Source organism: Brevundimonas diminuta, from assembly GCF_022654015.1.
Classification (GTDB): domain Bacteria; phylum Pseudomonadota; class Alphaproteobacteria; order Caulobacterales; family Caulobacteraceae; genus Brevundimonas; species Brevundimonas diminuta_C.
The window spans coordinates 1,916,360-1,941,847 of the sequence record NZ_CP073063.1; the positions used below are offsets into that span (position 1 = coordinate 1,916,360).

Annotated in this window: 24 protein-coding genes; 9 read left to right on the forward strand and 15 right to left on the reverse strand. The window is 66.6% G+C overall.

Translation table 11 applies throughout. The features are described from left to right. Position 1: 1 nt before the first annotated feature. Positions 2 to 994 (forward strand): FUSC family protein, encoded by a 993-nt coding sequence (locus tag KAK88_RS09480; protein WP_242076457.1) that lies wholly within the window; start codon positions 2 to 4, stop codon positions 992 to 994. 56 nt (positions 995 to 1,050) lie between these two features. On the opposite strand, the gene gltA is transcribed toward KAK88_RS09480, so the two are convergent. Together gltA and gltX are read right to left on the reverse strand one after the other, a co-directional pair. Beyond that, positions 1,051 to 2,352: a citrate synthase gene (gene gltA, locus KAK88_RS09485; RefSeq protein WP_091746993.1), complete on the reverse strand. Its 1,302-nt coding sequence runs from the start codon at positions 2,350 to 2,352 to the stop codon at positions 1,051 to 1,053. Between the two features lie 66 nt (positions 2,353 to 2,418). Further along, positions 2,419 to 3,834, reverse strand: a complete 1,416-nt coding sequence (gene gltX / locus KAK88_RS09490) for a glutamate--tRNA ligase (RefSeq protein WP_242076458.1) — start codon at positions 3,832 to 3,834, stop codon at positions 2,419 to 2,421. Between the two features lie 67 nt (positions 3,835 to 3,901). On the opposite strand from gltX, the gene KAK88_RS09495 reads away from it, so the two are divergent. After that, positions 3,902 to 6,019, forward strand: a complete 2,118-nt coding sequence (locus tag KAK88_RS09495) for a ComEC/Rec2 family competence protein (protein WP_347264752.1) — start codon at positions 3,902 to 3,904, stop codon at positions 6,017 to 6,019. Here KAK88_RS09495 and lexA read toward each other — a convergent pair. The 4 genes from lexA to KAK88_RS09515 all read right to left on the reverse strand — a co-directional run bounded on the left by lexA (position 6,000) and on the right by KAK88_RS09515 (position 9,238). Then, positions 6,000 to 6,698: a transcriptional repressor LexA gene (gene lexA, locus KAK88_RS09500; RefSeq protein WP_039247444.1), complete on the reverse strand. Its 699-nt coding sequence runs from the start codon at positions 6,696 to 6,698 to the stop codon at positions 6,000 to 6,002. The two genes, KAK88_RS09495 and lexA, sit on opposite strands and share 20 nt — an antisense overlap. 118 nt (positions 6,699 to 6,816) lie before the next feature. Beyond that, the gene (gene trpC / locus KAK88_RS09505; protein ID WP_242076460.1) at positions 6,817 to 7,611 is read right to left on the reverse strand and encodes an indole-3-glycerol phosphate synthase TrpC; all 795 of its coding nucleotides are present in this window, start codon (positions 7,609 to 7,611) and stop codon (positions 6,817 to 6,819) included. Further along, a complete protein-coding gene (gene trpD, locus KAK88_RS09510) occupies positions 7,608 to 8,645 on the reverse strand; it encodes an anthranilate phosphoribosyltransferase (protein ID WP_242076461.1) in 1,038 nt (345 codons plus the stop codon). The genes trpC and trpD overlap by 4 nt, the downstream gene beginning before the upstream one ends. 2 nt (positions 8,646 to 8,647) lie before the next feature. Continuing rightward, positions 8,648 to 9,238: an anthranilate synthase component II gene (locus tag KAK88_RS09515; RefSeq protein ID WP_242076462.1), complete on the reverse strand. Its 591-nt coding sequence runs from the start codon at positions 9,236 to 9,238 to the stop codon at positions 8,648 to 8,650. An 88-nt stretch (positions 9,239 to 9,326) separates the two neighbouring features. Between KAK88_RS09515 and KAK88_RS09520 the strand changes: the two genes are divergently transcribed. Next, positions 9,327 to 9,530, forward strand: coding sequence for a peptidoglycan-binding protein (locus tag KAK88_RS09520; RefSeq protein ID WP_242076463.1), 204 nt, complete (start codon positions 9,327 to 9,329; stop codon positions 9,528 to 9,530). On the opposite strand, the gene trpE is transcribed toward KAK88_RS09520, so the two are convergent. After that, positions 9,527 to 11,044 carry an anthranilate synthase component I gene (gene trpE / locus KAK88_RS09525; RefSeq protein ID WP_242076464.1) on the reverse strand — a complete coding sequence of 506 codons (1,518 nt, stop codon included), beginning with the start codon at positions 11,042 to 11,044 and terminating at the stop codon, positions 9,527 to 9,529. The two genes, KAK88_RS09520 and trpE, sit on opposite strands and share 4 nt — an antisense overlap. Next, the gene (locus tag KAK88_RS09530) at positions 11,041 to 12,948 is read right to left on the reverse strand and encodes a peptidylprolyl isomerase (protein WP_242076465.1); all 1,908 of its coding nucleotides are present in this window, start codon (positions 12,946 to 12,948) and stop codon (positions 11,041 to 11,043) included. Before KAK88_RS09530 ends, trpE begins: the two co-directional genes overlap by 4 nt. 140 nt (positions 12,949 to 13,088) lie before the next feature. Between KAK88_RS09530 and tpiA the strand changes: the two genes are divergently transcribed. The 4 genes from tpiA (at position 13,089) to KAK88_RS09550 (ending at position 16,375) form a co-directional block, all read left to right on the forward strand. Continuing rightward, complete coding sequence (gene tpiA / locus KAK88_RS09535; RefSeq protein WP_242076466.1) at positions 13,089 to 13,841, forward strand: triose-phosphate isomerase; 753 nt, start codon at positions 13,089 to 13,091, stop codon at positions 13,839 to 13,841. Between the two features lie 64 nt (positions 13,842 to 13,905). Then, the gene (secG, locus tag KAK88_RS09540) at positions 13,906 to 14,337 is read left to right on the forward strand and encodes a preprotein translocase subunit SecG (protein ID WP_017503940.1); all 432 of its coding nucleotides are present in this window, start codon (positions 13,906 to 13,908) and stop codon (positions 14,335 to 14,337) included. Between the two features lie 122 nt (positions 14,338 to 14,459). Next, a complete protein-coding gene (locus KAK88_RS09545; protein ID WP_066551592.1) occupies positions 14,460 to 16,112 on the forward strand; it encodes a CTP synthase in 1,653 nt (550 codons plus the stop codon). A gap of 98 nt (positions 16,113 to 16,210) precedes the next feature. Further along, positions 16,211 to 16,375, forward strand: a complete 165-nt coding sequence (locus KAK88_RS09550) for a hypothetical protein (protein ID WP_165116665.1) — start codon at positions 16,211 to 16,213, stop codon at positions 16,373 to 16,375. Position 16,376: 1 nt separating this feature from the next. On the opposite strand, the gene KAK88_RS09555 is transcribed toward KAK88_RS09550, so the two are convergent. From KAK88_RS09555 to KAK88_RS09580, 6 genes are all read right to left on the reverse strand, one after another. Then, positions 16,377 to 16,712: a hypothetical protein gene (locus KAK88_RS09555; RefSeq protein ID WP_242076467.1), complete on the reverse strand. Its 336-nt coding sequence runs from the start codon at positions 16,710 to 16,712 to the stop codon at positions 16,377 to 16,379. A 147-nt stretch (positions 16,713 to 16,859) separates the two neighbouring features. Then, complete coding sequence (locus KAK88_RS09560) at positions 16,860 to 17,732, reverse strand: hypothetical protein (RefSeq protein WP_242076468.1); 873 nt, start codon at positions 17,730 to 17,732, stop codon at positions 16,860 to 16,862. A gap of 58 nt (positions 17,733 to 17,790) precedes the next feature. Then, entirely contained in the window at positions 17,791 to 18,123 is a 333-nt protein-coding gene (locus tag KAK88_RS09565) for a hypothetical protein (RefSeq protein ID WP_242078579.1), read from the reverse strand. 45 nt (positions 18,124 to 18,168) lie between these two features. Continuing rightward, on the reverse strand, positions 18,169 to 18,726 hold the full coding sequence (locus KAK88_RS09570; RefSeq protein ID WP_431307215.1) for a GNAT family N-acetyltransferase: 558 nt from the start codon (positions 18,724 to 18,726) through the stop codon (positions 18,169 to 18,171). 5 nt (positions 18,727 to 18,731) lie between these two features. Beyond that, positions 18,732 to 20,951 carry a S9 family peptidase gene (locus KAK88_RS09575; RefSeq protein ID WP_242076470.1) on the reverse strand — a complete coding sequence of 740 codons (2,220 nt, stop codon included), beginning with the start codon at positions 20,949 to 20,951 and terminating at the stop codon, positions 18,732 to 18,734. Positions 20,952 to 21,032: 81 nt separating this feature from the next. After that, entirely contained in the window at positions 21,033 to 22,817 is a 1,785-nt protein-coding gene (locus tag KAK88_RS09580) for an acyl-CoA dehydrogenase (RefSeq protein WP_242076471.1), read from the reverse strand. Positions 22,818 to 22,951: 134 nt separating this feature from the next. On the opposite strand from KAK88_RS09580, the gene KAK88_RS09585 reads away from it, so the two are divergent. Next, positions 22,952 to 23,503 (forward strand): cytochrome b, encoded by a 552-nt coding sequence (locus KAK88_RS09585; RefSeq protein ID WP_137721589.1) that lies wholly within the window; start codon positions 22,952 to 22,954, stop codon positions 23,501 to 23,503. Beyond that, positions 23,500 to 24,417, forward strand: coding sequence for an L-threonylcarbamoyladenylate synthase (locus KAK88_RS09590; protein WP_242076472.1), 918 nt, complete (start codon positions 23,500 to 23,502; stop codon positions 24,415 to 24,417). The genes KAK88_RS09585 and KAK88_RS09590 overlap by 4 nt, the downstream gene beginning before the upstream one ends. Here the strand turns inward: KAK88_RS09590 and KAK88_RS09595 are convergent. Then, positions 24,414 to 25,481 carry a patatin-like phospholipase family protein gene (locus KAK88_RS09595; RefSeq protein WP_242076473.1) on the reverse strand — a complete coding sequence of 356 codons (1,068 nt, stop codon included), beginning with the start codon at positions 25,479 to 25,481 and terminating at the stop codon, positions 24,414 to 24,416. The genes KAK88_RS09590 and KAK88_RS09595 overlap by 4 nt on opposite strands. Between the last annotated feature and the right edge of the window lie 7 nt (positions 25,482 to 25,488).

The following is a 25,488-nucleotide window of genomic DNA, read 5'->3' on the forward strand; positions in this document are numbered from 1 at the left end:
GATGGCGCGGGCGCTCAGTCCGCGACGTGCGGCCGAGGTCCGCGCCGCGCTGCAGATGGCGGTGGGCGCGATGGCCGCGCTCTATCTCGCGACCTGGCTGAACCTGCCGCACCCGTATTGGAGCGTGATTTCCGCCATCGTCGTCATTCAGGCGAGCGTCGGCGGCGGCGTCCTGACCGTTGCGCGCGACCGGGCCATCGGTACGGCGACCGGAGCGCTGGCGGGGGCGGTCTTCGCCTTCCTTCGTCCGCCGGGCCTGGAAAGCATGGCCCTGAGCATCGCCGTCTCGGCGGGCCTGCTGGCCTTCTTGGCAGCCGGGCGGCCTTGGCTGAAGGTCGCGCCCGTGACGGCGACCATCGTCATCGCCGGTGGGACGGGCGCGGAAGGACCGGCGTCCCTCGCGCTGGATCGGGTGATGGAAATCCTGGTCGGCAGCGGCGTGGGCGTGCTGGCGATCCTGGCCCTGTTCCCTCGCCATGCCAGGCAATCCTTCAAACTTCAGGCGCGCGAGGCGGCGGGCGAGGCGGCGGCGCTGCTGGCTCTGGTGTCTAAGGCCGACCCGGAGGATGCGTCCGAGATTTCGCGCCGTCATGCCGATCTGAAGCGGCGGCTGGATGCGTTGGGTCAGGCCGCCAAGAACGTCATCGATCTGCCCGGTCCGCAACGTGAGACCGCCGACCGGGCTGCGCTCGTGCGCGCCTTCTGGCGCGTGCGCAGCGACATCGTCATCCTGGGGCGTGGCTTCCAGGCCGAGGGTGCCGGCGCACGGCTGGATCCCTGGTCGCAGGATGCGGAGCGAGCGGTGGAGCAACTCGAGGCTCTGTCTCAGGGCAGGGTCGCCCAGCCCATGGGCGCGATCGACCAAAGCCTGGCCTTGTCCATGGCCGTCGAAGGGGACGATGTGGCTCTGGGCGCTGCTGCAATCGGCGTGGCCCATATGCACCGTGATCTGGATGACCTGGCCGCGCGTTTCGCGGATTTGAAGCTGGTCTGACGACAAAGAAAAACGCCGGGGATGTCTCCCCGGCGTTCTGCATTCTCGCCTTCGTCTCAGCCGCGCTGTTCGATCGGCACATAATCGCGCTGGGTCGGGCCCGTGTAGAGCTGACGCGGGCGACCGATCTTCTGCGACGGATCGGCCATCATTTCCTGCCACTGCGAGATCCAGCCCACGGTGCGGGCCAGGGCGAACAGGACGGTGAACATGGTGGTCGGGAAGCCCATCGCCGACAGGGTGATGCCCGAATAGAAGTCGACGTTCGGGAACAGCTTGCGCGAGGTGAAGTATTCGTCCGACAGGGCTACCTTCTCCAACTCCTTGGCGACCAGGAACAGCGGATCGTTTTCGCGGCCCGTGGCGGCCAGCACTTCATAGGCCGACTGCTGCATGACCTTCGCACGCGGGTCGTAGTTCTTGTACACGCGGTGGCCGAAGCCCATCAGCTTGTACTTGCGATCCTTCACGCCCTGAATGAACTCCGGGATCTTGTCCGGGGTGCCGATTTCCTTGAGCATCGTGAGCGCTTCTTCGTTGGCGCCGCCGTGCGACGGGCCCCACAGGCAGGCGATGCCGGCGGCGATACAGGCGAACGGATTGGCGCCCGACGAACCGGCCAGACGCACGGTCGAGGTCGAGGCGTTTTGTTCGTGGTCGGCGTGCAGGGTGAAGATGCGGTCCATGGCGCGAACCAGGGCCGGATCGACGTGATAGTCCTCGGCCGGCACGGCGAAGCACATGCGCAGGAAGTTTTCGGCGTAGGACAGGTCGTTGCGCGGCGAAACGAACGGCTGGCCGATATGGTATTTGTAGGCGCGGGCCGCGATCGTGGGCATCTTGGCGATCAGGCGAATGGCCGAGATGTCGCGCTGGATCGGATCGTGGATGTCCAGGCTGTCGTGATAGAAGGCCGACAGGGCACCGACGGTGCCGACCATGATCGCCATCGGGTGGGCGTCGCGGCGGAAGCCTTCGAAGAAGCGATCGAACTGGCTGTGCAGCATCGTGTGGGTGGTGATGCTGTTTTCGAACTTCTCGAACTGAGCGGCGGTCGGCAGTTCGCCGTGCAGCAGCAGGTGGCAGACCTCCACGAAGTTCGACTTCGACGCCAGCTGGTCGATCGGATAGCCGCGGTGCAGCAGCACGCCGGCGTCGCCGTCGATATAGGTCAGGGCCGATTCACAGGCCGCCGTCGAGGTGAAGCCGGGATCGAAGGTGAAGGCGCCCGTTCCCGCATAGAGTTTGCGGATGTCGATGACGTCCGGGCCGGTGGAGCCCGAAAGGACCGGCAACTCGATCGTCTTGTCCTCGAAGGACAGGGTCGCCGAGCCGGCGGGTTTGGCTTGTTCAGTCATGAATGCCCCTTTGCATCACACGTCCAGGCGCGGGGAGGCGTCGGCCGCTTTTTGGTTTGTGGGTGATCACTTAGTCTGTTGCAGCGCATCATCCAAGCGCCCGAGACTTTCGTCGCGCCCAAGAGCCGACAAAGTTCGTGCAATATCAGGTGATGTTGACCCTGCGGTAAGCGCTGCGCGCATCGGCGGGCCGATTTTTCCGAACCCGACGCCCTCGGATTCCGCAAAGGCCTTGAGCTCGGCTTCCAGCGCGAAGACATCCCAGGACTGAAACAGGGATAGCCGCTCGCGCAGGCGGGCGAGGCGATCCAAGGTTTCCCCCGACAGCAGCGCCTTCGCCTTGTCGTCCAAGGTCAGCGGCCGCGATTTCAGTACGAAGGCGGTTTGGTCGGCCAGATCGAGGATCGTCTTGGCGCGGTCCTTGACGAACGGCATGGCGCGATGGAGGCGGGCTTCGTCCGCCTCCGCCAGGGCGTGGCCCTTCTGCAGATGCGCATCCAGCGTCAGCTTGGCGAGCCGTTCATCGTCGGCGAGACGCAGCCAGTGGGAATTGACGTGGGCCAGTTTGTCGAAGTCCAGACGGGCCGGCGCCTTGCCGATGCCGGCGAGATCGAACCATTCGATGGCCTGGGCGTCGCTGAACAGTTCGTCGTCGCCGTGCGCCCAGCCCAGGCGGGCCAAATAGTTGCGCATGCCCTCGGGCAAGTAGCCCATCTCGGCGTATTCATGCACCGCCTGGGCGCCGTGACGCTTCGACAGTTTGGCGCCGTCCGGTCCGTGGATCAGGGGGATGTGGGCGAAGGTCGGGCGCGTCCAGCCCAGCGCATCGTAGATCAGGCTCTGGCGCGCGGCGTTGTTCAGATGATCGTCGCCGCGAATGACGTGGGTCACTCCCATGTCGTGGTCGTCCACGACGACGGCGAGATTATAGGTCGGCGCGCCGTCCGAACGCAGCAGCACCAGATCGTCCAGGTCGTCGGTCGACCAGTTCACGTCGCCTTGGACCTCATCGGCCACAGTGACCATCGTCGCCTTTGGCCGACGGAAGCGCACGACGTGCGGCAGCGCCAGGTCGTCCACGGTCGGCTCACGGTCGCGCCAAGGCGATTCGAAGGTGCGCTTTTCAGCCTTGGCCTCGTCACGCAGACGACCGGTCTCCTCGGCCGAGGTGAAGTCGCGGTAGGCGTGGCCAGTTTCGAGCAGTTGATCGACCACCTCGCGGTGGCGGTCGGCGCGGCTGTACTGGAACACCGGCTCTTCGTCGGCGAACAGTTCCAGCCAGCTCAGACCGTCGAAAATGGCTTTCACCGCCTCGTCGGTCGAACGTTCGCGGTCGGTATCCTCGATCCGGATCAGGAAACGCCCTGCGTGTCTCTTGGCGTACAGCCAGTTGAATAAAGCGGTTCTCGCTCCGCCGATATGCAGATAGCCTGTCGGCGAGGGGGCGAAGCGGGTGACGACAGTCGAGGAAGGTGAGGTCATGGGGGAGGGGTCCGTAAGCGAGGCCCTTATACGCCCCGATGCGGCAAAACCTACCCCCGCTGCGCGATTGCACGCCTGGCTGGACGCCGAGGTCGCCGCCCAGACCCTGAGATGGCGCCTATGGGCGCCGGTCGCATTCGGCGCGGGCGGCGGCGTTTACTTCGCCCTGCGCGTCGAGCCGGTCTTGTGGCCCTTGCTGCTGGGCGCCGCCTTGGCCTTTGGGCTGTGGGTCGTGGCGCGCCGGCGTGGCGGGTCGCGGCGCCTGACCTGGCTGCTCTTGATGTTGGCCTGCGTTTCAGGCGGGCTGGCGGCAGCCAAGGTGCGCACCGAAGCCGTCGCCGCACCGATCGCGCCTGCCCTCAGCGAACCGACCGTGATCGAAGCCTGGGTCGTCGATGTCGACAGCCCGGGTGAGCGAGGCGCGCGCGTCGTGATCGCGCCGGTCTGGATCCGCGGACTGACGCCGGATCAGACGCCGGTCCGCTTGCGGGCGACGGTGCGGGGCGAGCCGCCGCGGCCCGGCGAAGCGATCCGCCTGTTCGGCATTCTGAATCCGCCGCCGGCGCCGGCCAGCCCCGGCGCCTACGATTTCGGGCGCAACGCCTTCTTTCAGGGGATGGGCGGCGTGGCGTTCGCCTTGGGCGACACGCGGACGGCCGATCTGGCCCCGCCGCCGTGGCGGCTTCGACTTGATGTGGCGATCAACGGCGCCCGCTTCGCATTGGCCGAGAGGATCGTGGCGCGGCTTGGCGAACGAACCGGCGGGATCGCAGCCGCCATGACCACCAGTCACGAAACCTGGATCAGTCGGGAGGACATGGATGTGATGCGCGATTCCGGCCTGGCGCACATTCTGTCGGTGTCAGGGCTGCATATGGCCATCGTCGGCGGTTTCGTCTTCTTCGCCGTGCGGCTGGGCGTCGCGTCCTGGCCCTGGTTGGCCCTGCGGGTTCACGGCAAGAAGGTCGCGGCACTGGCGGGCCTGACGGCGGTCGGGGTCTATCTGGTGGTGTCGGGCGCACCGCCTCCGGCCGAGCGGGCCGCCATCACCGCCTCCATCGCGTTTCTGGCCATCCTGCTGGATCGGCAAGCTGTGACGATGCACGGCCTGGCGGTCGCGGCCTTCATCGTTTTGGCTATTCAGCCTGAAGCCATCGTCACGCCGGGCTTTCAGATGTCGTTCGCGGCGACGGCGGCCTTGGTCGCCCTGGTCGAGGCCTGGCCGAAGCGCCCGCGCGAAATATCCGCGCCCCGGCCGATCCTGGCAGTCCAACGGCTGGGCGGTTGGTTGACGGCGGCTGTGGCAGCCAGCGTCGTCGCAGGATTGGCGACGGGACCGTTCGCGATGCAGCATTTTAACCGCACCGCCATGTACGGACTACTAGCCAATCTCGGCACGTCGCCCGTGGCGGACTTCATCCTGATGCCGGCGCTGGCTCTGGGCGCAGCGCTCGAGCCCTTGGGGCTGGGGGGACCGTTTCTGGCGGTCGCGGGATGGGGTGTGGATCTGATGCTGGCGATCGGCGCGTGGACAGCGGGGTTGCCCGGCGCGGTCAGAACCGTCGCCAGCGCTCCGAACTATGTCCTGCCTATCGCCTTTCTGGGCGTGCTGTTCGTCTGTCTGTGGCAGGGCCGCCTGCGCTGGTTGGGATTGCCGTTCGCAGCGGCGGTCCTGATCTGGCCGCGTGCGCCCACGCCGGCCCTCTGGATTGGCGATGGCGGGACGAACGCCGCCTTTGACCGTGATCAGGCGGCCGTCGTCGTCCGGCCTGGCGTCCGCGAATTTGCGGTCGATCTCTGGTCGCGACGACGGGGGCTGACCATGATGGATCGGTCTGAGACGGGCTGGGTCTGCGACCGCTTCTCCTGTCGACCGGACACCCATGAGGCGGGGCCCGTGGCGATCTGGTGGGGGCGAAAGTCGCCGAGCTCCGATCAGATGGAGATGTTATGCCGCGCAGCGCCCGTCGTCAGCGTCCGCGCCGTCGTCACCTCAATTCCAAGCGCCTGTCAGGATCGCCTTGTTTTGGACGGCGTCGACTTTGCGCGAGGCGGGGCGGTGGAGTTGTGGCGCGTCAGTTCGGGTGAGCCGGATCGATGGCGCGCGGTGTGGACGGCCGACGTTCGCGGCGACCGCCCCTGGACGCGTCAGTCCGATCCGGACGTCAGTGATAACGGCGCATGAGGCCGACCAGCTTGCCCTGAACGGCGACTTGATCGGAGCCGTAGATCTTGGTCTCGTAGTTGCGGTTGGCGGGTTCCAGCGCGATCGACGCCCCCTTCTTGCGAAGGCGCTTCAGCGTCGCCTGCTCGCCCTCGACCAGAGCCACCACGATCTCGCCGGAGGCGGCGTTGTCGGTCGATTTGATCACCACCATGTCGCCGTTCAGGATACCGGCTTCGATCATGGAGTCGCCTTCGATCTCCAGCAGGTAGTGCTCGCCAGAACCCAGCATCGATTCCGGAACCGGATAGCGGGCGGTTTCATGCTCGATCGCGTCGATCGGCGTGCCGGCGGCGATCTTGCCCATCAGCGGCAGTTCGCGGGTGTCGTTGGCCGCCATCGGAGCCGCAGGTCTGACACCGCCGCCGCCCTCGATGACGTCGGGCTTGAACCCGGCGCGACCGCGCGGCGCGCCGGCCGTCGCCTGTTCGGGCAGTTTCGTGACTTCCAGGGCGCGTGCGCGGTGAGCGAGACGTCGGATGAAGCCGCGTTCCTCCAGCGCCGTGATCAGCCGGTGAATGCCGGACTTGGAGGCCAGATCGAGCGCCTCCTTCATCTCGTCGAACGACGGGGAGACGCCGGTCTCCTGGATGCGTTCGTGGATGAACATCAGCAGTTCGTGCTGTTTGCGCGTGAGCATCGCCAGGCCCTCATGCGCCCGCCGACGAATCGGAACGGGCCGTGAACATTTGTCGATGTTCTGTAAGTGTTCCTTGCTAATGTCAACTTAAGGGCGAGGCTTGCCGCCGCGCCGCGGCTCAGACCGCCAGCAGCTGACGGGTGGCGGCCTCGACATCGGCCTGACGCATCAGGCTCTCGCCGACCAGAATCGCCTGGGCATGGGCAGCCGAGACGCGCGCCACGTCGTCGGGCGTAAAGATGCCGCTCTCTGCGACCAGCAGAGCGCGCACGGGGCTGAGCATGGACAGCCGCTCCGTGGTTTCCAGATCGACCTCGAACGTGCGCAGCGAGCGATTATTGACCCCCACCAGATCGCCGCCGAGCGCACAGGCGCGCGCCATTTCTTCCTCGTCGTGGGTCTCGATGAGCGCGTCCATGCCAAAGCGTTCGGCTTCCGACAGCAGTTCAGCGGCCAGGCTGTCATCGATCATGGCGAGGATGATCAGGATGCAGTCGGCGCCAAGGGCGCGGCTTTCGGCGACCTGCCAGGGATCCACCAGGAAATCCTTGCGCAGGCAGGGCAGGGCGACGGCCTCGTGGGCCTGGGCCAGATAGGCGTCGTCGCCCTGGAAGCTGGGGCCATCGGTCAGGACCGACAGACAGGCCGCGCCGCCGGCCTCATAGGCGCGGGCCAGGGCCGGCGGATCGAAATCGGGCCGGATCAGGCCCTTGGAGGGGCTGGCCTTCTTGATCTCGGCGATCAGGGCGGGACGACCGGTTTCCTCGCCTACACGTTCCAAGGCGGCGCGAAAGCCGCGCGGGGCCGATGCGGCGCGGGCCAGGGCTTCAATCGCGTCCTGTGAGGTCGCCGTTTTGCGGGCGGCGACGTCCTCGCGCTTGTAGGCGGCGATACGGTCCAGAACGTCGGTCATGCGGGCTCTTCGCTTTCCAGCGGCGTGGAGGTGATGCGGGCCAGGCGATCCAGCGCCTCGGCGGCTCGACCGTCATCGATCGCGGCAGCGGCGAGCGCGGCGCCCTCGGCCAGATCGGCCGCGCGATCCGACACCACGAGGGCGGCGGCGGCGTTTAGCAGGACGATGTCGCGGTAGGGTCCGGCCGCGCCGGCCAGAAGCGCGCGCAAGGCCACGGCGTTCTCCTCGGCGTCACCGCCACGGATGTCTGCGATGGAGGCGCGCGGCAGGCCGGCGTCCTCGGGCGTGACCTGGAAGCGGCGAACCGCGCCATCCTTCCATTCGGCGACGTCCGTAGGACCGGAAGTCGCCAATTCGTCCAAGCCTTGGCCGTGAACGGTCCAGGCCCGGGTGGCGCCCAGCCGGCCCAGCACCTCGGCCAGCGGCTCCAGCAGGCGCGGATCATAGACGCCCATGACCTGTCGTCGTGCAGACGCCGGGTTCGAAAGCGGTCCCAACAGGTTGAAGACGGTGCGAAAACCGATTTCCGCTCGCACCGGCCCGACATGACGCATCGCCCCGTGATAGGCAGGCGCAAACAGGAAGCAGATCCCGGCCTCGTCCAGCGCCTTCTTCTGCTGCGCCTGCGACGCCATCAGGTTCACGCCCAGGATCGACAGGACGTCGGAAGAGCCTGATTTCGATGACATCGCCCGATTCCCATGCTTGGCGACCTTCAGACCGGCGCCGGCCAGAACCAGGGCCGCGGCGGTCGAGATATTGTAGGTGTGCTGACCGTCGCCCCCGGTGCCGCAGGTGTCGATCACCTCATAGGGGTGATCCAGCGTCAGGGCGGCCTCGCGCATAGCGCTCGCGAAGGCGGCGATCTCATCCACGGTCTCGCCGCGCATCCGCATGGCGGTGACTGCGGCGGCGACCTGTGATGGGGTCGGCTCGCCGCGCAGGCAGGCGGCAAAGAAGTCGTGCGCCTGCTGGGACGTCAGGGGATGGCCCTCGACCAGTCGGGCGAGGATCGGCTTGAACCCGTCGCCCATGGTCAGGCGGCCGCGAGGCGCTTTACGCCGGCGATCTCGAGGAAGTTGGCCAGCATGTCGTGACCGTGTTCCGTGGCGATGGATTCCGGGTGGAACTGCACGCCGTGGATTGGGCGGCTGAGATGCTGCAGACCCATGATCTCGCCGTCGGCGGTCCAGGCGGTGACCTCCAGGCAATCGGGCAGGGTTTCGCGCTTGACCGCCAGCGAGTGATAGCGTGTGGCGGTGAAGGGCGAGGGCAGGCCGGCGAAGACGCTCTGGCCCTCGTGCAGGATCGGCGAGGTCTTGCCGTGCATCAGGGTCTTGGCGCGAATGACGTCGCCGCCGAAGGCCTGGCCGATGGCCTGATGACCCAGGCACACGCCCAGGATCGGCATCGATTCTGGCGCGGTCGTGATCAACGGCAGGCAGATGCCCGCCTGATCGGGCGCGCACGGGCCGGGCGACAGCAGAACGGCGGCGGGGTTCAGCGCCCACGCCTCGTCCACCGTCAGGTCGTCGTTGCGCACCACATGCGTCGGCGCGCCCAACTCCGCGAGGTAGTGGACGAGATTGTAGGTGAAGCTGTCGTAGTTATCGACGACGAGGATCATGGCTTGGCTTCTAAGCGTGACGCGCGTCCGCGCCAAGCGGGCGCGGCCTTAAAGCGCATTTTAACTCGACGGCACTAGGACTGGGCGGGTGAAACTCGCCGCTGAAAAAGACATCGCCGCCAAGATCGCCGCCGCCAAGGCGAAGCTGGTCGTGGTCGAAACCAAGCCCAATCCCGTCGCCGCGCTTGGCGCAGCTGCGCTCGCGGCGACTGCGGCGGTTTTGATGGCGGGCGTCGTCATCATCGGGCCGGGCGTGCAATTCAACGACCCGACGATGACGATTTCGCGCTAGCGATTGCCGGTCCTAAAGCGCCAGGCGTCTTCCGCCGCCCGCATCGGCGCGCGCGCCTTGTGCTGGGTTTCGGCATATTCGGCCGCGGGGTCGCTGTCGGCGACGACGCCGGCCCCGGCCTGAACAAAAATCCGGTCGTCTGCGAACAGGGCGGTGCGCAGGGTGATGCAGATGTCCGCCTCGCCGCCGGCCGAAATATATCCGACGCCGCCGCCGTAACCGACGCCGCGCTTTTCGCTTTCCAGTTCGTCGATAATCTCCATCGCGCGCACCTTGGGCGCGCCCGACAGGGTGCCGGCGGGCAGGGCGGCCAGCAGCGTGTCCACGGCGTCCAGCCTTGGGTCGGCCTTGCCGCGCACGTTGGAGACGATGTGCATGACCTGGCTGTAGCGTTCGACGACGAAGCTCTCGGTGACCTCGACCGTGCCGGGCGCCGCGACGCGGCCCACATCGTTGCGGCCCAGGTCCAGCAGCATCAGGTGCTCGGCCAGCTCTTTCGGATCGGCCAGCAGTTCGGCTTCCAGCGCCTTGTCCACCTCAGGCGTCGCGCCGCGCATGCGGGTGCCGGCGAGCGGACGGATCGTCACTTCGCCGTCCTTCAGCCGAACCAGGATCTCGGGGCTGGAGCCGGCGAGCTGGAAGCCTTCGAAGTTCAGATAGAACAGATAGGGCGACGGGTTCTGGCGACGCAGCGAGCGATAGAAGGCGAAGGGATCGTCCGTCCACGGGGCTGAAAAGCGGTGGCTGAGAACGACCTGGAAGATGTCGCCGGCGCCGATGTAGTCCTTGGCCCTGGCGACCATCTCGCCGAAGGCCGGCTCGTCAACCGGCGAAGTGAAGACGGGAGGCGGCGTGTGCTGCGGAGCGGCGCGGACGGGCAGGGGTTCGCGCAAGGCCGTCTCGAACGCGTCCAGGCGCGCCGTCGCGGCGTCGAACGCCTCTTGCGCGGCGATGCCGGCGTCGGGATAGGCGGCCGACACCAGAACAATCTCGTGGCGGACCGAATCGAAGATGGCCACCAGCGACGGCCGCGTCAGCACGGCGTCGGGCAGATCTAGCGGATCGGGGTTTGGCGCACCCAGCGGTTCCAGCAGGCGCACCATGTCGTAGCCGAAGACGCCGAACAGGCCGGCGGCCATCGGCGGCAATCCCTCCGGGAGATCGAACTTCGACGCCGCGATCAGCGCGCGCAGGGATTGCAGCGCCGGCAGGGCTTCGGCCGTAAAGCGACCCTCCGCTAGGGCCGAGCCGCGCGACAGTTCCGCCGCGTTGGATCGACAACGCCAGACCACATCGGGATCGAGCGTCAGGATGGAATAGCGTCCCTTGACCGCGCCGCCCTCGACCGATTCCAGCAGGCAGGCGTACGGCCGATCGCGCCCCAGCTTCAGATAGGCCGAGACCGGGGTTTCCAGGTCGTCGATGACCCGGCGAACCAGGACCTGCGGCCGACCGGCCGAAAGGCCGGCGGCGAAGGCGTCGAACGTGACGTCGCGCGAAACGTCGTCGGTCATTGCGCCGGTGCGGCGGGCGTTGCGCCACCCGACAGACCCAGGGCCGATAGCGCTTGGGCCGGGTCGTTCTTGGCCTTGGAGCGCTGGGCGCCCGCCGAGACCGACGATTCGACCATGGCCTGCACCAACTCCTGAGTCAGGCGCGGGCGGACCTGCTCGGCCAGCGGTCCGGCTACGGCCGGATTGGCGGCGCGGACATTGTCGACGCGACCGACCACATAGGCGGTCTGCGACGCCGGCTGCGAGAAGGCCTGGCCCTTCGACTGGCCGAACAGACCTTGAAGCACACCCTGACCCAGGGCTTCCTGGGTCTGTTGATTGCGGATGACGCCGGTGCGCACGGTCAGCGGCGCATTGACCGAGCGGGCGACCGCGGCGATGTCCTCGCCATTGCGCACGCGGGTCGTCAGCTCTTCAGCCTTGGCCGACAGGCGACGCATGGTCTCCCGCTGGATCCATTGGGCGGCCAGGGGCTCGCGAACCTCGGCCAGGGTCGGGAGGGCCGACGGGCGGATGTCGTTGACGCGCACGGCGAAATACTGGCCCTGACCGGCGTCGATGACGTCGCTCTCGCCGCCCTTGGTCAGGCTCCAGGCCGTCTCGAAGATTTGCGGCGGAGCGTTCAGGGCCTGACCGTTCGGCAGCTTGCCGTCCTTGGTGAAGGGCGGCAGATCGACGATGCGACCGCCGGCTTCGCGCGCGGCGTCAGCCAGGTTCTTGCCGGCCGTGCGGGCGGCTTCGTACTTCTCGACCTTGGCGTAGGTCTGGGTCTTCACGTCCTCGGCGCGCAGTTCCTGGATTAGTTCCTCGCGAGCGCTGTCGAGCGTGGCGGGCGCGGCCGGCTGAACGGCCGTAACCTTGGCGACGGCGAAGCCGACACCGGCCTGGACCGGGTTGGACACCTGATTGGCTTGCAGGCCGAAGACGGCGGCTGCGGTCGCAGCGTCGCCGATGGCCGAGCGAGGGGTCTCGTTGAAGGCGGCCGGCGTGATGTTGTTGGCGCGACCGACGTCGGCGGGCGATTGGCCCGCACGCAGGGCGGCGGCGATCTTCTGGGCCGTCTCGTGGTTCGGCGCGGTCAGGGTGACGAAGGAGCGCGTCTCGGGCTTGCTCAGCGTGTCTTTCTTGAACTCGAAGCGCTCGCGGATGCGGTCTTCCGAGATCGGCGCATTGGCCGAAGACTCAGGCGTGAACAGAACCACCGACACCATGCGGAACTCGGGCGCGCGCAAGCGGTCGGCGTTTTCCTGGATGAAGGCGTTCAACTGGGCGTCGGTCGGGGCGGGGATCTGACCGGCCATCGCCGGGGTGACCTCGAACCAACGACCGTCGCGGCTTTCGAAGGCGGAACCGGCCAGCAGCGCGCCATAGATGCGCGGCACGCGGGCGCCGGCGAAGACGGCGGCGCCGAAATGCTCCGTGGCGTATTGGTCGCGCAGGTCCTGCTCCAGCATGGCGGGCGTCAGGTTCTGCTGCGCAAGAGCCGCCTCATAGGCCTGCTGGTCGAACTGTCCGGTGACCGAGTTGAAGAAGGCCGGGATCTGGCGGATCTGCTTGACGATCAGTTCCTTGCCCGGGCGGATGCCCGCCTTGTAGGCCCAGTTCAGGAAGCCCAACTGCTGCGTCTGCTCGGTCAGGAAGCGGACGTGGATGTTTTCCGCGACCAGCTCCTGGTTCGTCAGGGGACGGCCGACCTGCTGCTGCAGCCGTTCACGCACCTGATCGAAGGCGGTGCGGAACTCGGCCTCGTTCATCGAGCGGTCGCCTGCGTCGATGACGTGCTTCGGTCCCAGGTTGGAGAAGACATCCATCCGCGCGCCGACGATCACGAAGCTGATCGCGATCAGGACAAGCAGGGCGGCCGCCCATTTGGATCGAGAGAAGGCGCGGAAGGCGGTGAGCATTCGAAAACCCGGGACTGGCCGATGTTGGCGTCAATCGTCGCGTATAGTCGGGGCGGGGCCGCCGCTGCAAGGATGGCTTCGTGTTCGGATTGCGGCGGCGCCTCTTGGCTTGGCGGTTTTCGCCTTCTAGACAGGCGGCCATGAAACAATCCGTGAAGATGATCGTCGGCAATTGGAAGATGAACGGCGTCTCGGCCGCCCTGGCGCAGGCTGAAGCCATCAGCGACGCCGTCGGCACGACGAGGCAGGGCTGCCGCGTGGTGTTGTGCCCGCCGGCGACGCTGATCGACCGCATGCAGTCCGCCCTGGCGGGCAGCGGCGTGGCCGTGGGCGGTCAGGATTGCCATGAGAAGCCCGCCGGCGCCTTCACCGGCTCGGTGTCGGCCGAAATGTTGGTCGACGCTGGCGCGACCGTCGTGATTCTCGGACATTCCGAACGCCGCTCCGCTTTCGGCGAGACCGATGCGGACGTCGCCGCCAAGGTCGAGGCCGCCGTCGCCGCTGGTCTGGAGCCCATCGTGTGCGTTGGTGAAACCCTGAAGCAGCGGGAAGCGGGCGATGCCATCGCCGTCGTGTCGGGTCAGGTCGCGGGCTCGCTGCCTTTAAGCCTGGCCGAGCGCGACTTCGCGGTGGCCTATGAACCCGTCTGGGCTATCGGGACGGGCCTGACCCCCACGCTGGATCAGATCGCCGAGGTCCATGCGGCCGTGCGCGCCGCCATCGTCGCAAAGCTGGGAGACGGCGCTCGCACCGCGCCCATTCTGTATGGCGGTTCGGTCAAACCGGAGAATGCGCGCGACATTCTGGCTACGCCGGAAGTCGGCGGCGCCCTGGTCGGCGGCGCGTCCTTGAAGGCCGAGGACTTCATGCCGATCGTCAACGCCGCCGCGTGACGTTTGCCCCTGGCGCGCTTCGATGATAGAGGCCGCCGCTTGATCGGCGCAGATCCGCGCCCACATGAATGACGCCATGCTCCAGACCATCCTGCTCGTCGCCATCATCATCGTCGCCATTGCGCTGACGGGCATCGTCCTGCTTCAGAAGTCCGAGGGCGGCGCCCTGGGCATGGGCGGCGGTCCGTCGGGCTTCATGACCGCACGCGGCGCCGGCAATCTTCTGACCGTCACCACCTGGTGGCTGGCGGCCGCGCTGTTCGCCCTGACGATCATTCTCACGGTCGTCGGCAACATGGACCGCGCGTCGGTGTCCGGCATCGACGCCGACGCTGTGGGTTCGCTGGCCACGACGCCGCAGACCCAGACGCAACAGCCCGCCCAGCAACAACCCGCTGCGCCGGCCAAGCCGGCGACGCCTTCGCTGGATGATCTGGAAGCCAGCCTGCCGTCGGCCTCCACCGCTCCGGCGCCGGCCCAACAGCCCGCCCAGTAAGGCTCCGACAGAGACCCGAGTTTCCGAAAGCGCGCCGCAGGGCGCGCTTTCTTCTTTTGATCAACAGTTCGATTCGACGGCGGCATGACCGAGCCGCGAATCATGGAGTAAGGTGTCCCCCCATGGCTCGCTATGTGTTCATCACCGGCGGCGTGGTTTCCTCGCTAGGAAAAGGCCTCGCCTCCGCCGCTCTCGGCGCTCTTTTGCAGGCGCGCGGCTACAAGGTCCGCCTGCGCAAACTCGATCCCTATCTGAACGTCGATCCGGGCACGATGAGCCCGTATCAGCACGGCGAGGTCTTCGTGACCGACGATGGCGCCGAGACCGACCTGGACCTGGGCCACTACGAGCGGTTCACCGGCGTTTCGGCGGCCAAGTCCGACAACATCACGACCGGCCGGATTTATTCGACCATTCTGGAGAAGGAGCGTCGCGGGGACTATCTGGGCGCGACGGTGCAGGTCATTCCGCACGTGACCGACCAGATCAAATCCTTTTGCCTGACGCCCGCCCTGACCGACGCGGGCGAAGACGTCGACTTCGTTCTGGTCGAGATCGGCGGCACGGTCGGCGACATTGAGGGGCTGCCGTTCTTCGAGGCGATCCGCCAGTTGGGGCAGGACCTGCCGCGCGGCCAAAGCTGCTTCGTTCACCTGACGCTGCTGCCGTTCATCAAGACGGCTGGGGAGATGAAGACCAAGCCGACCCAGCACTCGGTCAAGGAACTACGCTCCATCGGCATCCAGCCGGACATCCTGCTGTGCCGCTGCGAGCAGCCGATCCCGGCCGAGGAAAAGCGCAAGATCGGCCAGTTCTGCAACGTGCGCGAAAGCGGCGTCATTCAAGCAATGGACTCCGCTGACATCTATGCCGTGCCGCTGGACTATCACCGCGAGGGTCTGGACCGCGAAGTGCTGGCGCATTTCGGCATCAACGATGCGCCCGAGCCGGATCTGACCGGCTGGCAAGAGATCGCACGCCGCCGCCTGCAGCCCGACGGCGAGGTCACCATCGCCGTGGTCGGGAAATACACCGTCCTCAAGGACGCCTATAAGTCGCTGATCGAGGCCCTGCATCACGGCGGCGTGGCCAACAACGTCAAGGTCAACATCGACTGGGTCGAGGCCGACACCTTCGAAGGCGATCCGGAGGCCTGTGAGGAGCGTCTTCAGGGCGCGCACGCCGTCCTGGTGCCGGGCGGCTTCGGCGAGCGCGGCTCGGAAGGCAAGATCGAGGCGGCCCGCTTCGCCCGTGAGCGAAACATCCCCTATTTCGGGATCTGCTTCGGCATGCAGATGGCGGTGATCGAGGCGGCGCGGAACCTGGCCGGCTATCCCAAGGCCTCGTCCACCGAGTTCGGCCCGACCGCCGAACCGGTCGTCGGCCTGATGACCGAATGGACCCAGGGCAACCAACGCGTCCTGCGTCAGCAGGGCGGCGACTTGGGCGGCACCATGCGGCTCGGCGCCTATGATTCGACCCTGACGGCCGGATCCAAGATCGCCGAGATTTACGGTTCGACCGCGATCAGTGAGCGTCACCGCCATCGCTACGAGGTCAACATCAACTATCGCGAGGCGATTGAGCAGAAGGGTGGCCTGGTCTTCGCCGGCCTGTCGCCTGACGGCGTTCTGCCCGAAACCGTCGAACGCCCGGACCATCCCTGGTTCATCGGCGTTCAGTATCACCCCGAGCTGAAGAGCCGTCCGTTCGCGCCGCACCCGCTGTTCGCCAGCTTCATCGGCGCGGCCGTGGTGCAAAGCCGCTTGGTCTGACGGAACGCGGTTCTCACAGACTCCATCGGGTCCGCGTTTTGCAGTAAACTGTCCGGAACGGATCGAATTGGCACGATCCGAATGCGGCGGGACCGTCGATGATCGGCGAGTTGCTTTATCACCTGCACCGGCACGTACGCCTGGTGCTGATCGCCGGAGCGCTGATGCTCGTGCTCGGCGTGGTTTTGGTCGGCTATGAAGCGCTACGGCTTCTGGACCAGCCGCCGGCCCGCCCGGCTGAAGCCGGGCAGGCCTTGAGCTAGGTTAGTCGATCTTCAGCCGTACGAAGAGCATCGCCCCGTCGGGATCGCCGCCGTACAGCGGCTCCAACGCCGTCGGTACGCGATTGATGGCATAGAGACCGCCGAAGCCGAACCGGACGTGCTCGGCGATCCGCCAGTCGCGGACCACGCCGACCGAGGCCTTTCCGACCGTATAGAGCGGGCCGTGGCCGCCGCCGACGCCGGGAACCAGTTCATCCGTCTCGATCCGCTCGGCGCGGGCGAAGACGGTCCAGCGGTCGTTGGGGTGGACGGCGGATTCCAGCAACCAGCCGTCCTTCGATTCGCCGTGGTCGTTAGTCTTTCGACCCCAGGCCATGGTCGAGGACCACCAGCCGTCATCGCCCAGTAGCCGCGTATGTATGGCGCTGGCCGACCATTTCGTCTCGTCCTCGTCGGGTTCCAGCTGTTCCGGAGCGGAAACATCGGCGTAGGAGGCCTGCAGCGACCATTCGTCGCTCGGATTTCAGACTGCGCGAACGGACCAGCTGTCCAGCCGTGGCGGATCGATGCCCCAGCGTTCCTCGTCCGGCTCACGACCCTTAAAGGCCGAGGTCTCGATCTTGAACCGGTCGTGCGCCCAACCCAGCGTCGTCACGCCGAAGACGATATGGGTCGAATCCAGCCAGTGGTGGGTGATCGGCGCCTCCGGGCTGTCCATCGCGCTCATCCGGTGCATGAAGGCGGGCGGGCCGAAGGCGGGCTCGCCGGGCAGGCCAATGTAGCCATAGACGCTGTCCTTGTCGGACAGGCGTTTCGAATAGCTGGCCGACAGCTCCATGAAGAGATCGTGCGGATGCTGGCGATCGACCAGAGGATTGACCCCGTCCGCCGTCTCGCCCGCCGCCAGAAGCAGCGGATAGCCGGATTTGCCCATCAGCGGATCGGGGCTGAGCATGCCGCGCAGGTTCAGCGCAGAACCGTCGTCGAAGTCGCGCCGCGCCGAGGTCATCAGCATGCCGGCGACGAAGGTCTTGTCGCCGCCACGCGGACCGGACTGGCTGTCATAGACCAGGTTCAGCAGGGCGTGGGTCATCACCATCCAGTCGCCACGGATAGTGTGGATGCCGCCGTGTTCGCCGGCGTCGGGTTGCCAGCCTGTGCCGGAGGCGTCACGACTCATGGGCCAGGGTCCGTAGGGGCTGGTCATCGTGTGACCCATGCTGGCGTGATCGGTCATCGGCTCAGCCGATGACATGGGCATGTCGTGGCCCGCGTGCGGATCGGCGGCGGGCGTGGTCGGCGGCGCGTGGTGAGCGTGATCCTGCGCCGCGGCGACCTGAGCCAGGGCGAGCAGGGAAGCGCCGGCGCAGGCGCCGACGAGAGTACGGATAGCCATTCAAGACCTCCTCTGATGATCGTGACGGAGTGCGCCTCGGCGAGAGGCGCGAGCTGTGTCAGACGATCAGGAGGCGGGGCGGTCCGGGTTCGGGCGACAGCAGGCGACCGGCCGGCAGAGCGGCCGAAACGGCGACGACGCGCGACGGCGACAGGGTCGGACGGGAAACCGGCGCGGGGTCCAGCGTGGGCGTCGCCACGCAGGCGACGCAGCAGATCATCGCCTTCATGGCCTTGGGCGCATGGTTCGGGGTCTGGTCGGGCGAAGACTGGCCTGTCTCATGGCCCGTCTGATGGCAAGGCGCGGCGGTCGCCGGCGACGCCGAGGCGCCGACCGCGCCAAGCGCCAGCACCGACAGGGCGCCGATCAGCAACAACAGGGATTGAACCATCTTCACGGCGTCAGGATAGGCGTCGGGTCATGGCGTCGCAATGCGTCAGCGCAGCGGCTTCTTGTCGACAAGGGGCAGACCCGGCGCGTCGGGCGCTGTGGCGCCGCCGTCGCCAAGCGCCCTCTGCATGAACACCACGTCGCGCCAGTCGTCGTGCTTCCAGCCGGCCGCCTTGAACACGCCGGCGTCGGTGAAGCCGCGCGTGCGGTGCAGGGCGATCGAGCCGACGTTCTCCGCATCACCGATGACCGCGACCATCTTACGAAGACCCAGCGCTTCGCACCGGACGATCAGCACATCGAGCAGGGCGCCGGCGACGCCGCGCGCCCTGGCCCAGGGCGCGACGTAGATGGAGTCCTCGACCATGTAGCGATAGGCCTGACGCGTGCGAAACGGCCCGGCATAGGCGTATCCGGCGACCGCGCCGTCGATCTCGACCACAAGGCGCGGCAGGCCCAGGGCCGCGACGGCGGCAAGACGCGACGCCATCTCGGTCTCGTCAGGCGCCTCCAGCTCGAAGGTGCCGCGCCCATTGGCGACGCTCTCGGCATAGATGGCCGTGATCGCGGCGATGTCGTCGGGACGGGCGTCGCGAACCGTCAGTCCGCTCACGCCTGCTCCCAGCCCTTGTCGATGGCCCAGACGGCGAAGGCGTAATCGTGGGCGACTTCTTTCAGGTAGTCGAACCGCCCGGCCGCGCCGCCGTGACCGGCCTCCATATTGATCTTCAGCAGCACCGGCTTGCCCGAGGTGGTCGCGGGTCGCAGCTTGGCGACCCACTTCTCCGGCTCCCAGTAGGTGACGCGCGGATCGGACAGACCGCCCGTCGCCAACACCGCCGGATAGTCTTTGGGCTCGACCTGATCGTAGGGGCTATAGCTCATCATATAGTCGTAGGCGGCCGGGTCCTCGATCGGATTGCCCCACTCGGGCCATTCGGGCGGCGTCAGCGGCAGGGAGGTGTCCGACATGGTGTTGATCACGTCCACGAACGGCACCTGACCGATGATCCCGGCCCAAAGATCGGGCCGCATATTGTTGACCGCGCCCATCAATAGACCGCCCGCCGATCCGCCTTGGGCCACGATGTTTCCGGCCTTTGCGTATTTCTTGTCGATCAAGTGTTCGGCGGAGGCGATGAAGTCGGTGAAGGTGTTCTTCTTCGTCATCTTCCGGGCGTCGAGGAACCAGCCCCAGCCCTTGTCCGAACCGCCGCGAATGTGGGCGATCGCGTAGATCCAGCCACGGTCCACCAGCGACAGCCGATTGGTCGAGAAGCTGGCCGGCATGGGAATGCCGTAGGAGCCGTATCCGTAGAGCAGCAGGGGCGCCGAACCATCGACCGGCGTCGATTTGCGACGCAGCACCGTTACCGGCACCAGCTGACCATCGGCTGCCGGGGCGTTCAGCCGCTCGACCACATAGTCTTCGATATTGTGACCGGACGGAATCTGCTGCGTCTTGCGCAGGGTCCGCTCGCGCGACGCCATGTCGTAGTTGAACGTCTGCGTCGGCGTGGACGGCGAGTTGTAGGTGTAGCGTGTGGTCGTCGTTTCGTATTCGGAGGCGCCGGCCAGCGACAGGGCGAAGGCCGGTTCGTCCACCGCGATCTCATGCTCGGCGCCGGCCCGGTCGCGGATGATGATGCGGGTGTTGGCGTCTGCGCGTTCCTGACGCGCCAGATGGGCGTTGGTCAGGTCCAAGCCTTCAATGAAGCGGCCCGGCGTGTGCGGCACCAGATCGGTCCAGTTCGCCTTGGCCGGCGTCGCGGTCGGGGTCTGGACGATCTTGAAGTCGATGGCGTCGTCCGCATTGGTGCGGATCACCCAGCGGTCGCCCCAGTGATCGACGTCATAGCGGGTCGCCACCACGCGCGGCTCCAGCACAACGGGTTCGGCTGTTGGAGTCGCAGCGGGGATATAGCGCGCCTCGGAAGTTTCCTGGTTCTGGATGCCGATGACGATGAACTGGTCGTCGGCCGTGCGGCCCACGCCAATGAACATGCCGTCGTCGGTTTCCTCATAGACTAGGCTGGTCTCGCCGCCGCGGGCGGGACGACGGAAGATCTTATCCGGACGGCCGTTGTCGTCGCGATTGGTCCAGAAGATCCACTGGCTGTCCGGCGAGAAGACGAAGTCTCCGGTGGCGCTGTCGATCACCTCGGGCAGCACCTCGCCGGTCGCCAGATCCTTGACGTAGATTTTGTGCACCTCGGAACCCTGGGCGTCCTCGGCATAGGCGAACAGGCTGTGATCCGGGCTGTGGCTTGCGGCCGAAACTTCCGAATAGGCCTTGCCCTTGGCCAGTTCATTGGCGTCCAGCAGCAGCTGGGGCGTCGGGGCCATGACAAAGTTTTTCGTCACCGGCTGACCCTCGACCATCCACGTGCCCTGACGCTCGACGCGCATGTAGCGGGGGTGCTGATCTCCGGTCTGGTATTCGACATAGTAGTTCCAGCCGCCGTCCGGCGCCGGAACCGAGCTGTCGTCTTCCTTGATGCGGCCGCGCATCTCGGCGAACATCGTCTCCTGCAAGGGCAGGGTGGAGGCCATCATGGCCTCGCGGTAGGCGTTCTCGGCGGTCAGGTGTTCCTTGACCTCGGCCTTGATCAGGGTCGGATCGCGCAGGACCGCCTGCCAATTGTCGTCCTTCATCCACTGATAGTCGTCGGTGCGGGTGCGGCCCAGCTGTTCGATGACGACGGGGATTTTCTTGGCGACGGGCGGTTGAGGCATGGGGGATCCGGGGGACTGACGGGCGAGCGCGGGGGAGGCCGAAACGGCGAGGGCGGTCGCCGCCGTGGACATGATCAGTTGCCGACGATTCATCGGACGCTCCCTGCTTGTTTGAAGGGCGGACCTTGAAGGTCCGGCCCCATCGACGTCAAACGAAGAAAAACGCCGAGCCGATCATCCGGCCAGCGCGTCCACCGTCATGCGTCGCAGCAGGTCGCCGCCCTGACCCACGGCCGCCAAACGGCTGGAGACGTGGCCCAGCACATTGGCAGCATAGACTTCGTAGAGGTCCAGCTTGCCCTGCAGCCAAACCGGATCACCGTGATTGGCGTCCAGCTTCGCCTTGGCCGCCAGCGCGCCCTTGGCCAGCATCCATCCGCCGGCCACATCGCCCAGCAGTTTCAGATAGGCGTCGGCCGCCGCCAGCACGTCGGCCGCCGCATTCGGATCGGTCTTCTGATCCAGCAGCCACAGGGTCGCGTCCTCGACCGCCTCGATGGCGGTGGCTAACCGTTCGACGGGCTTGCCGCTGTAGAGCTTTCCAAGATCGACCAGCGTCGCCTTTATGTCCGCGATCAGCGCCTTGGCTGCATCGCCGCCGTCCATCGACAGTTTGCGACCCACCAGGTCCATGGCCTGAATGCCGTTGGTGCCTTCGTAGATCGGGGCGATGCGGGCGTCGCGATAGTATTGCGCCGCGCCGGTCTCCTCGATGAAGCCCATGCCGCCGTGGATCTGGACGCCCATCGAGGCGACCTCACAGCCGACATCGGTGGACCAGGCCTTGGCGATCGGGGTGAACAGGTCTTCGCGTCCCTTCCAGCGGCGGCGTTCCTCTTCGGTCCCGGCGTGGCGGGCCAGATCGGCGGCGACGCCGGTCGACAGGCACACGGCGCGCGCCGCCGAAATCTTGGCCTTCATGACGCTGAGCATACGGCGCACGTCGGGGTGGTCGAAGATCGGGGCGTTGGCCTCGCCAGTCCAGACCGAGCGCCCCTGACGACGGTCCAGGGCATAGGCGAGGGCGTGCTGATAGGCGCGTTCGGCGATGCCGACGCCCTCGACGCCGACGGCCAGACGCGCCGCGTTCATCATCACGAACATATGGGCCAGGCCCTGGTTCGGCTGACCGACCAGTTCGGCGGTCGCCCCCTCATAGCTCATGACGCAGGTCGGCGAGGCGTGGATGCCCAGCTTGTGCTCGACGCCGACGGGGCGGAAGGCGTTGCGATCGCCCAGCGTGCCGTCTTCCTTCACCGCAAACTTCGACGCCAGGAATAGACTGATGCCCTTGGGCCCCTTGGGGGCGTCCGGCAGGCGGGCCAGCACCAGATGGACGATGTTGTCGGTCGCGTCGTGGTCGCCCCAAGTGATGTAGATCTTCTGCCCGTTCAGCGCATAGGTCCCGTCGCCGTTGGGCGTCGCCGTGGTGATCAGCGAACCCAGGTCCGATCCGGCGCCCGGCTCGGTCAGCACCATGGCGCCGGTCCATTCGCCGCTGACCAGCTTGGTCAGATATTTGGCCTTTTGCTCTTCCGTCCCGACCTGCTCCAGCGCCTCGATCGAGGCCAGTGACAGCATAGGGCACAGGCCGAACGCCATGTTTGCGGCATGGACGGTCTCGTAGGCCGCAAGTTCCAGCGCCTTGGGCAGGGCCTGTCCGCCCGCTTCGGTCGAGGCCGACAGCCCGGTCCAGCCGCCGGCCGCGAACTGGCGATAGGCGTCGGCGAAGCCGGGAGCGGCGGTGACGGCGCCATTAGCGTAGGTCGAGCCCTTCTGATCCCCAATCCTGTTCAGCGGCGCCAGCACCTCTTCGGAGAATTGTCCTGCCGCCTCCAGAACGGCCCCGGCGACGTCGGCGTCATAGTCGGGAAAGGCGCCGGTTGCAGCCACGTCGGCCATGCCGGCGACGGATTCCAGAGTGAAGGCCAGGTCTCGAACGGGCGCGCGATAGGTCATGGGTTTCCTCAATCGTCTTTGCGGCCTAAGTGCCGCGTCGGGGTCTGTCGCTGCAAGCGTCTTGGCGACGCGCCCCGTCTCAGTGCAAAGTGGCTGAATGCATGGTGACGCCGTGCCGTCGCGGAAGGGAAGACATGGGCGAGCCCCGCAATCGATATTCGGTCGTTTCCCTGCTGATGCACTGGGGTATCGCCGCTGCAGTCCTGGCGCAGGTGCTGCTGATCACCGCGCATGAGAATACGGAAGGGCCGATTTCGGGCCAGTTCGTCATGCTGCACAAGTCGCTGGGTCTGACGATCCTGGTGCTGACCCTTGCGCGGATCGGATGGCGCCTGGCGCATCCGGCGATTCCCTTGCCGTCGGCCTTGCCGCGCTGGCAGAAGGTGGCGGCGCGCGCGACGCACGTTCTGTTCTACCTGGCCCTGATCGTTATTCCGATGACTGGTTGGCTCGCATCATCTGCGGGCGGGCGCGCGATCGAGTGGTTCGGTCTTTTCTCCTGGCCCTTGCTGCCCGTCGGCGGCGGGCGCGAAACGGCGCGAAGCCTGATGGGTCTGCACGAACTGGCGGTGAAGGGTCTCTACGTCTTGATCGCCCTGCATGTGATCGCGGCGCTGAAGCACCAGTTCATCGATCGGGACAATGTGCTGCACCGAATGATCCCGATCATCCCGCGCCGACCGTGAGCCAAACGCCGCTGCAAGCCGGACAGGCGCTGGCGAACGGCGATCTGATCCTGCTGCCGACCGAGACTGTCTATGGACTGGGCGCCGACGCCAGCAATGCCGAAGCGGTCGCCGCCATCTTCGCCGCAAAAGGACGGCCGAAATTTAATCCGCTGATTTCGCATGTCGTGGATGTCGATGCGGCCGCCGAAATCGGCGAGTTGGGCCCGCTCGGACGGGCCTTGGCGGACGCCTTCTGGCCCGGGCCCTTCACCCTGATCACGCCAATCCTGGATGCCCGTCGGGTTTGCGACTTGGCGCGCGCGGGGCTGGACAGCGTCGCGATCCGCGTTCCGGCGCATTCCGTGGCTAGGGAAGTGTTGGCGGCGTTCGGCGGCCCGGTCGTGGCCCCCTCGGCCAATCGTTCCGGCCGCCCGAGCCCGACGACCTTCACGGATGCTGTCGAGGAAACGGGCTTTGCAGTCGCAGCGGCGGTCGATGGCGGGCCTTGTGAGGTCGGTCTGGAAAGCACGGTCGTGTCGGTGTTGGGCGGCGGGGTCGCCCTGCTGCGTCCCGGCGCCATCACTCGATCCGAGATCGAGGCGGTCGTCGGTCCCATTCATGAGAGCGGGGAGGGGCATCGTTCGCCCGGGCGACTGACCCTGCACTATGCGCCGGATGCGCCGGTTCGGATCGAGGCGAAGCAGGCGCGTGATGGCGAGATCCTGCTCGGCTTTGGCCCAGAAGCTGGCGAGCCGCGCTGGAGCCTGAGCCCGTCGGGCGACCTGCGCGAAGCCGCCGCCAATTTGTTCCGACTGCTGCGCGAAGCCGACCGCACACGGCCGACAGGTATCGCCGTGTCGCCGATTCCGACGACGGGATTGGGTGAAGCCATCAACGACCGTCTGCGCCGCGCCGCAGGCTTCATCGGCTAGCCGAAACGGGCCTGAAGATCGACGCTGGATTGGCGTCCGACGCTGCCCAGGCACGCGTTCAACCAATCGTCGGCGGCCGCACGGCCCCGCGCCTTCAGGTCGTTGAGGAAGCTCCATTCGGTGTTGAACTTGGACCGCAGCGACAGGTCCGAGAGCCAGCCATCCGCCTCGATCGCGTGCAACCGGACGTGCCGATAAGGTCCCGCGCCGCCGCCTTTCAACTGCCCGTGTTCGATCAGGTCACCCGCCAGGGCGATGGCGCGCAGTTCGGCGACCAGCGGGGCGTTGAAGACGATCTCGTTCAGCCGATCGACGATATCGCCTGCGCTTTTCGGCGTCTCGTCGCGCACCATCGGATTGAGTGTGATCAGCAGGACGTCGTCCGGCGTGTCGTATCCGGTCAAAGGCCACAGCGGCGGATTGGTCAGATAGCCGCCGTCCCAATAGGGCTCGCCGTCGATCTCCACGGCTTGAAACAGATGGGGCAGGCACGCCGACGCCATTAGGACATCGGCGTTGATCTCATTCGTCTCGAAGATGCGCGCTTTCGCTTGGCGCACGGCGGTGGCGGCGACGAAAAGCCGGATGTCCGAGGCCTGGACCGCGCCGAAATCGACCGAGGCCTGCAAAACCCGTTTCAGAGGATTATGGTTCAAAGGGTTGAATTCATACGGGCTCATCGACATCGCCAGCGTCTCGCCCGCGCGCCAGAATGGATTGTCCTTGATCCAGTCAGGCGTCCGCGCCGCATTCCAGATCGCGCTGTCGCCGAAGACGTTGCGACCGCCGGACTGGTTCACCTCTCGCCAGAGCTTATCCAAGGCAGCGCGGCCATCCCCTGACGCGAGACCTGACACCAACGCGGTGCCGTTCATTGCGCCTGCTGAAACGCCGGACACCGCGCGAATATCCAGACGATCGTCTTCCAACAGGCGATCCAGCACGCCCCATTGGAACGCCCCGTGTGCGCCGCCGCCCTGAAGCGCAAGGCAGATGGGACGTCGGGCGGGAGGGGCGGGAACGCTGTCCGCCGCCTCGGCGGTCTTGCGCTTGAAAATCGCCATGACCGCC

Coding starts and splice junctions, on each gene's coding strand:
- KAK88_RS09480 (WP_242076457.1), top strand. CDS start 2: ATGGCGCGGGCGCTCAGTCCGCGACGTGCGGCCGAGGTCCGCGCCGCG.
- gltA (WP_091746993.1), bottom strand. CDS start 2,352: ATGACTGAACAAGCCAAACCCGCCGGCTCGGCGACCCTGTCCTTCGAG.
- gltX (WP_242076458.1), bottom strand. CDS start 3,834: ATGACCTCACCTTCCTCGACTGTCGTCACCCGCTTCGCCCCCTCGCCG.
- lexA (WP_039247444.1), bottom strand. CDS start 6,698: ATGCTCACGCGCAAACAGCACGAACTGCTGATGTTCATCCACGAACGC.
- trpC (WP_242076460.1), bottom strand. CDS start 7,611: ATGACCGACGTTCTGGACCGTATCGCCGCCTACAAGCGCGAGGACGTC.
- trpD (WP_242076461.1), bottom strand. CDS start 8,645: ATGGGCGACGGGTTCAAGCCGATCCTCGCCCGACTGGTCGAGGGCCAT.
- KAK88_RS09515 (WP_242076462.1), bottom strand. CDS start 9,238: ATGATCCTCGTCGTCGATAACTACGACAGCTTCACCTACAATCTCGTC.
- trpE (WP_242076464.1), bottom strand. CDS start 11,044: ATGACCGACGACGTTTCGCGCGACGTCACGTTCGACGCCTTCGCCGCC.
- KAK88_RS09530 (WP_242076465.1), bottom strand. CDS start 12,948: ATGCTCACCGCCTTCCGCGCCTTCTCTCGATCCAAATGGGCGGCCGCC.
- tpiA (WP_242076466.1), top strand. CDS start 13,089: ATGAAACAATCCGTGAAGATGATCGTCGGCAATTGGAAGATGAACGGC.
- secG (WP_017503940.1), top strand. CDS start 13,906: ATGAATGACGCCATGCTCCAGACCATCCTGCTCGTCGCCATCATCATC.
- KAK88_RS09545 (WP_066551592.1), top strand. CDS start 14,460: ATGGCTCGCTATGTGTTCATCACCGGCGGCGTGGTTTCCTCGCTAGGA.
- KAK88_RS09550 (WP_165116665.1), top strand. CDS start 16,211: ATGATCGGCGAGTTGCTTTATCACCTGCACCGGCACGTACGCCTGGTG.
- KAK88_RS09555 (WP_242076467.1), bottom strand. CDS start 16,712: ATGGCCTGGGGTCGAAAGACTAACGACCACGGCGAATCGAAGGACGGC.
- KAK88_RS09560 (WP_242076468.1), bottom strand. CDS start 17,732: ATGGCTATCCGTACTCTCGTCGGCGCCTGCGCCGGCGCTTCCCTGCTC.
- KAK88_RS09565 (WP_242078579.1), bottom strand. CDS start 18,123: ATGGTTCAATCCCTGTTGTTGCTGATCGGCGCCCTGTCGGTGCTGGCG.
- KAK88_RS09575 (WP_242076470.1), bottom strand. CDS start 20,951: ATGAATCGTCGGCAACTGATCATGTCCACGGCGGCGACCGCCCTCGCC.
- KAK88_RS09580 (WP_242076471.1), bottom strand. CDS start 22,817: ATGACCTATCGCGCGCCCGTTCGAGACCTGGCCTTCACTCTGGAATCC.
- KAK88_RS09585 (WP_137721589.1), top strand. CDS start 22,952: ATGGGCGAGCCCCGCAATCGATATTCGGTCGTTTCCCTGCTGATGCAC.
- KAK88_RS09595 (WP_242076473.1), bottom strand. CDS start 25,481: ATGGCGATTTTCAAGCGCAAGACCGCCGAGGCGGCGGACAGCGTTCCC.